This window comes from Pseudomonas sp. stari2 (genome assembly GCF_040760005.1).
In the GTDB taxonomy this organism is placed as follows: Bacteria; Pseudomonadota; Gammaproteobacteria; order Pseudomonadales; family Pseudomonadaceae; genus Aquipseudomonas.
In genome coordinates this window covers 1,929,150-1,940,431 of the sequence record NZ_CP099760.1, presented here as the reverse complement: position 1 = coordinate 1,940,431, position 11,282 = coordinate 1,929,150, and the positions used below count along the sequence as shown (strand labels likewise).

Genomic DNA, 11,282 nt, shown 5'->3' with positions numbered 1-11,282 from the left:
CACCACCAAACCATCATGGAGGCGTCTGTCCTGCTATCAACCGAACATGGCGAACCCGTCATTGCCGGTTGGCAGGTTGATGAACTTGCCGTCAGAGGTCTGGATATACTCAATATTGTTGAAACCGGCGAACCAGTCCTTCAGTCGCACGCCGTCTTCCGGAGTCTGGCCTTCGAAGACGCTGTACTGATGCAGGAACAGGTCATTGCCGACCCGGTCAAGCAGCAGTTGCTGAGTACTGATGTTCGTCAGGATCAACGTGTCGCCGGAACTGGTGCCGGTGTCCTGAATGGTGACCAGTTTCGTGGTATTGACAATGTAGGTGTCATTATCCTCGCCGCCGAACGCCGAACCCGGACCACCTACCAGAACCAGTTTGTCAGCACCCGCTCCACCGAACAGCGAGTAGCCGGCGCCAATCCCGGTCAGCAGATCGTTGCCCTCACCACCGTCAGCCACGCCATACCCCACGGTAATGGTGTCATTGCCGGCTTCACCAAAGGCCTGGGTGCCTCGGTCATCGGTGGCGGCAACGATGACGTCGTCGCCATTGCCGCCATACAGAAGGTCAGCCTGCGGCCCACCCGCTGCGACATTCACGGCGAACGGTCCGAGCGGGGTGTACAGGCTGCCATAGATGACATCGTTGCCATCCCCGCCATAAATGACGTCGTTACCCAGACCGCCCTCCAGACCATTGGCGGCAGCATTGCCGATCAACGTGTCATTGAAGTTCGTCCCGATCAGACTCTCGATATTGATGAAGACATCGCCCTCGGCATCACCACCCTGGCTGACACCGGTCTGCAGGTTGATATTCACGGCGGTGGCGTTGTTGGCGTACCAGACCGTGTCAATGCCTTCACGACCGTCGAACACGTCGGCACCGGCTCCACCCACGAAGTTGTCGTTGGCGGTGGAACCCAGGAACGTGTCAGCGAAACGACTGCCCTGGAAGATCTCGATCCCGGTGAAGGTATCGCCCGCGGCATCGCCGGCGTTGGCGTTGGTTTTCAGGTCGATGGTGACCGCGCTGTCCGATGACTCATAGCTGACCATGTCCAGGCCAAGGCCGCCGTTGATTGCGATTGCCGCAGAGTTGCCAACGAAGACATCGTTGTACTTCGAGCCCGTCATTGCCTCGATGCTGTTGTAGGTGTCGCCTGCTGCGATCCCCGAGTTGACACCGGTTTTCAGATTGATGCTGACGCCCGTTGTGCTGTCGTCATAGGACACGGTGTCCATGCCTGCGCCACCGATGAACTGGTCGGCACCGCCACCTCCCTTGAAGATATCGTTGCCCGCACCGCCAGTGATGATGTTGTCGCTGTCATTGCCCACGCCGGTAAACGAACCGGTGCCGACATAAGTCAGGCGCTCGATATTGGCCGCCAGGGTGTGATCCTTCCAGCTGACCCGTACCTCATCGTTGCCACCGCCGGCCTGTTCGATGATGGTCACACCACCGCCATTGACGTAGTAGATGTCATCTCCGGCGCCGCCTTCAAAAGTCGCGAAGCTGATGGCAGCGGCCGTGAAGGTGTCGTTGAAGGACGAACCGATGACCTTGTCGATCTCCGTCAGGGTGTCGCCCTGCGCATCACCACCAACACCTGCCAGTCCAGTGCCCGGGCGAATATCCACGTTGACTGCCGCCGACGAAGATGAGTAATCGACCGTATCGAAGCCACCGAGACCACCGTTGAACGCAAACACGCGACCATCGGCAATGAATGTGTCGTTGTATTTGGAGCCACTGATCGCTTCGATGCTGTCATAGACGTCACCCGCAGCGATTCCGCTGTTGACCCCGGTCTTCAGATTGAGCGTGACACCTACGGTACTGTCGTCATAGGACACGGTGTCCATGCCTGCGCCACCGATGAACTGGTCGGCACCGCCACCTCCCTTGAAGATATCGTTGCCCGCACCGCCAGTGATGATGTTGTCGCTGTCATTGCCCACGCCGGTAAACGAGCCGGTGCCGACATAGGTCAGACGCTCGATATTGGCCGCCAGGGTGTGGTCCTTCCAGCTGACCCGTACCTCATCGTTGCCACCGCCGGCCTGTTCGATGATGGTCACACCACCGCCATTGACGTAATAGGTGTCATCTCCGGCGCCGCCTTCAAAAGTCGCGAAGCTGATGGCAGCGGCCGTGAAGGTGTCGTTGAAGGACGAACCGATGACCTTGTCGATCTCCGTCAGGGTGTCGCCCTGCGCATCACCACCAACACCTGCCAGTCCAGTGCCCGGGCGAATATCCACGTTGACTGCCGCCGACGAAGATGAGTAATCGACCGTATCGAAGCCACCGAGACCACCGTTGAACGCAAACACGCGACCATCGGCAATGAATGTGTCGTTGTATTTGGAGCCACTGATCGCTTCGATGCTGTCATAGACGTCACCCGCAGCGATTCCGCTGTTGACCCCGGTCTTCAGATTGAGCGTGACACCTACGGTACTGTCGTCATAGGACACGGTGTCCATGCCTGCGCCACCGATGAACTGGTCGGCGCCGCCACCTCCCTTGAAGATATCGTTGCCCGCACCGCCAGTGATGATGTTGTCGCTGTCATTGCCCACGCCGGTAAACGAGCCGGTGCCGACATAGGTCAGACGCTCGATATTGGCCGCCAGGGTGTGGTCCTTCCAGCTGACCCGTACCTCATCGTTGCCACCGCCGGCCTGTTCGATGATGGTCACACCACCGCCATTGACGTAATAGGTGTCATCTCCGGCGCCGCCTTCATACGTGGCATACAACGATGCCTCAGTCGTGAAGGTATCGTTGAACGCCGAACCGATGACCTTTTCGATACCGGTCAGGGTCACGCCTTGCGAATCGCCACCAACACCTGCCAGTCCAGTGCCCGGACGAATATCCACATTGACTGCCGCCGACGATGTCGAGTAATCGACCGTATCGAAACCGGCGCCGCCATCAATAGCAGTGATCCGGCTATCGACCACGAAGGTGTCGTTGTAATTGGACCCGGCGATCACTTCGATACTGTTATAAGTGTCACCCGCTGCAATGCCCGAGTTGACGCCGGTTTTCAGGTTGATGCTCACTGCAACGGTGCTGTCGTCGTAGGACACCGTGTCGCGCCCCGCGCCACCGAAAAACTGGTCGGCACCGCCGCCGCCCTTGAGGATGTCGTTATTTGCACCGCCAGTGATGATGTTGTCGCTGGCGTTGCCTACGCCGGTGAACGAACCGGTGCCGACATAAGTCAGGCGCTCGATATTGGCCGCCAGGGTGTGATCCTTCCAGCTGACCCTCACCTCATCATTGCCACCACCGGCCTGTTCGATGATGGTCACACCACCGCCGTTGACGTAATAGATGTCATCTCCGGCGCCGCCTTCATAGGTGGCATACAACGATGCCTCAGTCGTGAAGGTATCGTTGAACGCCGAACCGATGACCTTTTCAATACCGGTCAGCGTGTCGCCTTGCGCATCACCACCGGTGCCGGGCAAACCGGTGCCCGGACGGATGTCGACATTGACCCCGGCGGGTGAAGCCGAGTAATCGACCGTGTCGAAAGCGGCGCCACCGTCAATTTTGTCAGCCCCGGCACTCCCGATAATCACATCATTGCCACCCAGGCCATTGATCTCGTCATCCCCACTCGTACCGTTCAGCGTATCCGCGCCGTTTGTCCCGTTGATTACTGCCATTACATCTTCCTTGCCTTGTTTGTGAACCGGTACAGGCCAGCGTGGCGATCACACGTCACCGCGGCATCATTTTCTTGAACTGCAATGTGTTGATATCGACAGGAAGCACCCTGCGCTTGAGCTCGTTGCAAAGAAATGTATCAAGAATGAAATAAAGACGGACAGGCAGGCAAAAAAAAACAGGCGACTGCAATAGTCGCCTGTTTTTCTGGAGAACGAATGAACCGGTCAATCCGCCAGCCAGCCGTTTTCCCAGTACCGCAGGTTGTCGCCACGCAGGACGTAATCACGCAGCACGACCTCGCGCAATTCGTCGCCCATGCGGTAGCTGGCGTCCGGATCGGCCAGGTGCATGCGGATCGCCTGCAGCCACTCATCCGTGGTGTTGGTCTTGATCCGCGTGCACGGCAGATAACCGCGATAGGCCTCGGTGTCGGTGCAGATCACCGGGTAGCCGCAGGCGCCATATTCCAGCAGACGCAGGTTGCTCTTGCAGTCGTTGAAGATGTGGAACTCAAGCGGCGCCAGGGCCAGGTCGAGGTTGAGGCTGGCCAGCTTAGCCGGGTACACGTCCAGTCCGATCACGCCGTGGAACTCATGCATATACGGTCGCAGATCGTCGGGGCACATGCCGAAAAACACCCAGTCGACTTCGTTGGCCAGTTCGCGCACCACATCGGCGATGACCGCGAGGTCGCCATGGTGACTGGTGCCACCACCCCAGCCGACCCGAGGCTTTTTCGAGGTGCGACGCTGACTGCGCAAATCGCTCCACAGGTGTTTGGCCAGCATGTTGGGGACGACCCGAATGTCGCTGTGCATGCTCGACAGTGCATTACCCAGCGGCGCCGTGGACACCACGACCCGGTCACACATGCCGATGGCACGCCGGACCAGTTTTTCCATCTCGTCCTTGTTCGGCATGTTGCGGATGTGGGCATTGCGATGGGGAACGTCGATCACATAGTCATCGAGTTCATAGATCCGCCGGGCATTCGAGTATTTCTGCAGGATCGGGATTTCGTTGATTGGCGCTTCGGCATAGCGCCCCTGCAAAATGATCACGTCAGGGGATTGGCGCTCGACTTCGATGATCGTCGGCAGGTTGTAGTGAATCCGCCCCAGCGCCCTGCCCGCCGCTTCCAGCTCGATCAGTGGCTGGGTCACACGGTAGTGACCGATGGCCGACGCATTGACCGGCAGCGCCAGGATCTTCGGCAATTGCGGTTGCGAAAACGGACTCCAGCCGGTACGCAGGCCCGGATCGAGTCGGAAGCTCGAACCGCCCAGACCATTGAGCGCCAGGTTGGCGTTGTACGCCGGATCCCGCGCGACGATCGGTAACCAGCGCTTGTAGAACGTTTCCTGTTCCTGGCCGAGCCGTGCTTCTTCGCCGTCCTTCGGCGCCTGTGCCGGCTGTGCGCCCAACGCCAGCTGAGCGTAAGGCGTCCACACCACCAGGTAACCTTCCCGACCGACCCGCAGGCACAGATCCACTTCATTGAGCGACTGTGCCAGGTCTTGCTGATCGAGGCCGCCGACCGCCTCGAACACGGCCTTGCGCACCATCAGGCAATCGCCACCAACGGCGCTCAGGTCATGAGCGACGAGCAGCCGGTACATGTACCCCGTCGCCTGCAGGGTCTCTCCGTAAAACGGTACGCCGGCCGGACCTTGCAGGCCGAGAATTAGGCCGGCGTGGAGGATCCGGCCATCCGGATTGAACAGCTTGGCGCCGACCACACCGACTTCCGGCCGCTGGGCGTGATTGAGCATTTCCGCCAGCCAGTCGCCCTGCGTGATCACGGCATAAGGATTGAGCAGCAGGACGTATTCGCCCCGCGCCTGACTCACCGCCGCATTGCGCACTGCCGCCATGTTGTCTTGCTGTGGGCAGTCCAGAATGCGGATCCGCTCGCTGCCCAGTTGCCCCATACCCTCGAACCAGGCCCGCGCTTCGGCGCTCTCGCTGCCGTTGTCGACCAGCAGCAATTCATATTCGGCGTAGAGGGTTTTCTCCAGCAGGCTCTCGACACAACGCTGTACGGCTGCCGTCTGATCCTTGCTGACAATGACGATCGACACCAGAGGCTGACGATCATGGTGATAATCGACCCGGTTGAGCAGCGCCGAGGCGCCATCGCGAATCTCGTGGGCGATGCCCAGACGCGCCAGGTGAGCCGAGATCAACTGTGAGTTGCGGTCCGCCATTTGCGGTTCGGACAGCCACTTGGCGAGGTCGTACGCCGACTCCAGCAACACCTCGGAAACATGACCGACGACGTGCGTACCGTCCTGCTCGACCATGCGCCACAGCACATCGTGGGGCGCCAGCTCACCGAATGCGGAATCGAAACCGCCCAGAGCGAGGAAACGCTCGCGCTCGAAGGCCAGCGCCCTGCCCACATACGGGTAGCTGCGCATCAGGTCCAGGTTGAAGTCCGGTTTGAACACAGGCTCGGCCGACTCACCCTGGCTCAGACCACCTTCATCGCTGTAGAGGCAGGTAACGGTGCGCGAGAGCGCGATACGTTCGGCCATCACCAGCAACGCCGGCACCACCAGACGATCACCGGCGCGCAGCAGATAGAACCAGTCGGCACCGTCGAGCTGCGGCAACAATTCGTTGATCTGTTGCTGCCAGTCATCCTGCAGCGGCATGCGCACGATGCGCTCCTGCAACTGCGCCTCGGTGCAGGAGGCGGAGAGCACGATGGTCAACTCCGGCAGGTATTCCTGTGCTGCCAGCGATTGCAGGGTGAGTTCGAGCGCCGAGCGACTGCCCTGTTCGTCGATGATCACCGGAACGATTTTCGGCACGCGCGGCCAGGCGGCCAGCGTGTCCGGCAACAGTTCGCGCTGGCCTTCGGTCAGTGCGCGGCAGGCCAGCCACTGGGCGTACAGCTCGGCGAAACTGACACTGGCAATTCCGACATGCCAATCCTGCGTGGTCTGCTTGGTGCCCAGCGTGCGGCTCAGTGGCAACTCTTCCCAGACCCGCGGAGTTTCCAGGGCCCTGGTGATCGGCACATAACGGACCCAGCCCGGCGCCGGTGCGGATTCGCCGCTGCGCGCCTTGAGCATCTGCGTCAGCCATTGCCGCTCGACCTCGGCTGCATCGCGCATCGCTTGCTGGCTGCTCAAACGCTCAGGGTACAGGCGCTCGATGCTCAGAACATGGTTCGACATCACCACGTTGCCGCGTCGCAGCAGGCAGACGTACAAAGCAAAATCGAGCGTGGCGACAAAACAGTGACCGGACTGAGTCAGGGCCGGCAACAGCTCCTGTACATCGGATCGACGAAACAGGGCATTGCTGAAGCCTCCGAGAATGTTCACCGGGAAATTCTCGAAAATCGCCAGCAGGTCATCGCCCTTGAACAATCCACACACCGGAGACAACGGCGTGTTCTCCAGGCGCGACGGCAACGGCAGGTCGCCAGCATCCCAGAACAGGCGCTGGGCGAGTACCAGATTGACGTCCTGCTGGTCGATCAGTGTCTGCGCCTGGCGTTCGACGCAGGTGGAAAACAACTGATCGTCATCACACAGAAACTTGATGAACTCACCCGTCGCCTGCTCCAGGCACGCATGCAGGTTACCCACCAGCCCGAGCGTCCGGGGATTGCGCACATAACGAACCGTAACCCCGCTGCTCTCGGTGACCGAAGCGACAATTTCCTCGATCTCACTGCCACGACTGTCGTCGCAGACGATGATTTCGAGATTGCCATAGCTTTGGCTCACGGCACTGCTCAAGGCCTTTTCAAAAAAGCGCGGGTTGAAGGCGGGAATGACGAGGCTGACAAGGGGAAGTGAATTCACGGCGGACTCGCAAGCGGCGGGAACCCGCCCGGAACAGCGAGCCCTTTGAAACCGCAAAAGAAGAACAATAAATACAGAACGGTCAGAGCAACCGGGCGCTTGCGCGCCCGGTCAGCATCAGATCTTGTTGAACAGGCCCAGCTGGCTGATTTTGCTGAACGCCAGTTGCGAGGCCTGCAACATGGTCTGCTGCAAGGTCAGGCGGGTCATCACTTCGGCAGGATCCGAATCACGGATCGAACCCTGAGTGGTGGTATTCGCCTGAGTCAGGCTCTGGTTGGTGGTGTTCTGGTCATCCAGCGACTGTCCGCGGGCACCGATCGAAGTCACCGCCGAACCGATCTGGTTGGACGCGCTGTCGATGTTGCCCAGCGCCGACTCCATGGCACCCTGGAATTTCTGCTTGGCCACCGGATCACCATCGATCGGCGCATTCAGCGCCGTGACCATCTGGCCCAGGGTGTCGAGCACGTTCTGGGTCTGGTGGTTGTTGGACTGGATCGAGAACTGATCGCCCGCACCTGGCGTACCGCCGAGGGTGAACGTCACACCGGCGGCGGTAGCATTGTTGCCGACCAGCGTGCCCGACGAAACCGGCTTGCTGTCAGCGGTGACCGGCGCGGCGTACAGGTCGAAAGCCGTGGCGCTGGTGAACTTCAGGATCGCACCGCCGCCGGACGGGAATGCCGCGTCGTAGGCCGCCTGATTGGTTACACCGGAGCCAGTGATGACCGCGGTCGACGGGTTGCCCGCGCTGCGCGAGGTGGTGAACGAGTCAGGCGTGGCCGCCAGCTGGAAGCTGTGGCCGGCGATGACCGCATCCGGGTTGGTGTCGCCAGGCTTGAGGTTGATGTTCAACTTCAGGTCGACACCACGGAAGCTGACGGTCTGGTTGGCACCGTTGCTGTTGGTGATCGCACCGCTCTGACTGGCTTCGCTCGTCACGTCGTTGCCCAGGGCATCGGTGATTTTCAACTGCGTGCTGCTGATGAAATCCACGGTGTAGGGCTGGCCGGCCGCGAACTTGGCGTTGTACGTCGCAGCAGTGCCAACGATACCGTTGGTCAGCACCACACGACCATCATCGACGGCAGGCGCGGTCATGGTGGTCGTGGTGCGGCTGGTGTTGATGGTCTGCTGGAATGCATCCCAACCCGTGGTGTTGGTGGCTACCGAGAGGCCGTCGCCAATGCCCAGGTTGATCTGGGTCTGGTCACCATTGTAGGTGTAGGTGCCATCGGCATTCTGCGAGTACGGCGCGGTATCGGTCTTGGAGCCGGAAAACAGGTAATTGCCATTGGCGTCCTTGGAGTTCATCAGGCCCAGCACTTGTTGCTGGATCTGGCTCAGCTCGGATGCGTAGGCCTTGCGGTCTGCGTCGGTGGCAATACCGTTGTTGGCCGCCAGGCCGATTTCCTTGGCGCGCTGCAAGGCCGTGGTGATGGAGTTCAGCGTGGACTCCTGCACGGTCAGTGCACTCTTGGTGGTATCGATGTTGCCCTGATATTGCTCGAGCATCGAGGCCTGCTGACCCAGCTTGAGCAGGCGCCCGGCACCGATCGGATCATCGGCGGCGGTATTGATGCGCTGCAGGCTGCTCGCTTCGTTCGCGGTGGCAACAGTCTTGCTGTAGTTACGCTGATATTGGGAAGCTTGTGTCGCGTAATACTGAGCGGTGGAAATGCGCATGAATTACGACTCCTTAAAGACTGTTGATCAGCGTGGCGAAAGTTTCCTGCGCAGCCTTGATGATCTGCGAAGACGCTGTGTAGTACTGCTGATACTTGACCAGGTTGCCGGTCTCTTCATCCAGGTTGACCTGGGACAGCGAGTCGCGCGCACCCTTGGCCTGATCGAGGATCGTCGAGGTGGCTTCGTTGTCGGACTTGCTCTGGGCCGCCTTGGTACCGACGTTGGTCACCAGTTTGTTGTACGCGTCGGTCAGGCTGATGCCCTTGCTGCCGGTGCCGGTGTCCACGGTCTGCTTGGTCTGCAGGCCGACCAGCGCCTGCGCGTTGCGGTTGTCCGAAGAGGCGGCGCCGGTCAGGTTGATCGTGAAGGTTTCGCCTGGCTTTGGCGTCGCGCCCACGGTGGTCTGCACGGTGAAGGTTTTCTGCACGTTCGGCGTGACCGAGGTATCCATCACCGGTGCACCGGTGGAGTCGACCATGCCGATCTTCAGGTTCAGGGTGTTGGCCTGCCCCGGCACGATGGTGCCGGTGCCGATGGTGTTGCCCTTGGCATCGACCATGTTGTACGACTGGCTGCCGCTGGTGACCGCACCCATGACCAGTTTGACCGGCGTCGAATACTTGAGCGCGTTCTGCAACTCGGCCTGGGAGGCCGGGTTGGTGATGTCGATGGTATCGACCAGTGTCGGCTGGGTGTAGGTGCCGGAGTTGTTGGCACTGGCCACGCCGGTCAACGGTGCTGCTGCCGCGATTTTCTTCGGATCGGTGAGCACGGTCTGAATGTTGGTGGCCGCGTCACGAGTCGGGGTCACCTTGAAGGAGTCACCGGCACTCATCGCGCCACCGTTCAAGGCCAGGGTAAAGCCGTCGATCACCGGCGGTGGCGTGGTGGTGGTGCTGAACGAACCCATGTCGGTGCCGTCGGAGCGCTTGACCGAATAGTTGGTGGCGCTGGTGAAGGTGACCTGGTAATCGCTGGTGGTCAGCTTGCCGGTGTCCTTGATGGTGACGTTCAGGTTACCGGAGCCTGCGCTGTTGCCTGCCGAGGCAATGCTGCGCTGGCTGATCAGCGCGGCACTGTTGATGTCGTTGAAGATCGGCGCGCCGAAGTCACCGTTCTTGTCGATGCCCTGGGCTTGCTGGCGATTCATCTGGTCGGCAATGACCAGTGCTACACGGCCCAGCTCGTTGAGCGACGGGTTGAGCACTTCATTGCGATAGGTCAGCAGCCCGCCGATTTCACCGCCGCTGATCACCGAAGTGATGTCGATGGTGCTTGAGCCACGATCCATCTGGATGCCCATGCGCGACGGGTCGTCCTTGCTCGGAACGGTGCTCAGGGTGTTGGTGGTGTTGCCGACGACCAGCGGCTGACCGCTGCCGACGTAAACGTCGAAGCTGGTGCCGCGCTCGACCACTTGCGCGCCGACCAGTTCGGAGAGCTGGCGCACCGCTTCGTTACGGCTGTCGAGCAGATCGTTCGGCTGGCCGCCGCTGGTGGAAACTTCGCCGATCTTCTGGTTGAGATTGGCAATCGAGGTGGCCAGCTTGTTGACCTGGGCGGCCATGTCGCCGAGGTTGCCATTGATCGTGGTGTTCTGATCGTTCAGCTGTTTGGCCAGGGCGTTGAAGCGGCTGGTCAGCGCTTGCGAGCCGGTCAGTACCGACTGACGGGACGTGTCGTCGGTCGCCGAAGTCGCCACACCCTGCATCGAGGTGAAGAACTTCTGCAGTACGCCGGTCAGGCCTGTGTTGGTATCGGACAACGAGTTGTCCAGGGCAGTCGCCTGGCCACCGTAGGCAGCCGCTTCACTGTTGAGCGACGTGGCGGTATGCAGCTGGGTTTCCAGGTAAGAGTTGTACACCCGGCGCACGTCGGCCAGGGTCGTGCCCGTACCGATGAACACGTTGCCAGTCTGGATCGAGGACTTGGTGCCCTGCACGGTTTGCTGGCGTGAATAACCGGCGGTGTCGACGTTGGCAATGTTGTTACCTGTCACAGCCAGAGAGGACGAACTCGCGGCCAACCCCGACATCCCGATATTGAGCAAACTCATGATTCAAACCTTACCTTGT

General features: G+C 60.3%; 4 protein-coding genes. All 4 read right to left on the bottom strand.

The window, feature by feature from the left end; translation table 11 throughout:
* Nucleotides 1-36: 36 nt before the first annotated feature.
* The 4 genes from NH234_RS08900 to flgK all read right to left on the bottom strand — a co-directional run bounded on the left by NH234_RS08900 (nt 37) and on the right by flgK (nt 11,263).
* A complete protein-coding gene (locus NH234_RS08900) occupies nt 37-3,690 on the bottom strand; it encodes a beta strand repeat-containing protein (protein ID WP_367256325.1) in 3,654 nt (1,217 codons plus the stop codon).
* 228 nt (nt 3,691-3,918) lie between these two features.
* Nucleotides 3,919-7,515: a glycosyltransferase gene (locus NH234_RS08895; RefSeq protein WP_085733773.1), complete on the bottom strand. Its 3,597-nt coding sequence runs from the start codon at nt 7,513-7,515 to the stop codon at nt 3,919-3,921.
* A 117-nt stretch (nt 7,516-7,632) separates the two neighbouring features.
* Complete coding sequence (locus NH234_RS08890) at nt 7,633-9,204, bottom strand: flagellar hook-associated protein 3 (protein ID WP_085733774.1); 1,572 nt, start codon at nt 9,202-9,204, stop codon at nt 7,633-7,635.
* 13 nt (nt 9,205-9,217) lie between these two features.
* On the bottom strand, nt 9,218-11,263 hold the full coding sequence (gene flgK / locus NH234_RS08885; protein ID WP_085733775.1) for a flagellar hook-associated protein FlgK: 2,046 nt from the start codon (nt 11,261-11,263) through the stop codon (nt 9,218-9,220).
* Nucleotides 11,264-11,282 lie beyond the last annotated feature (19 nt).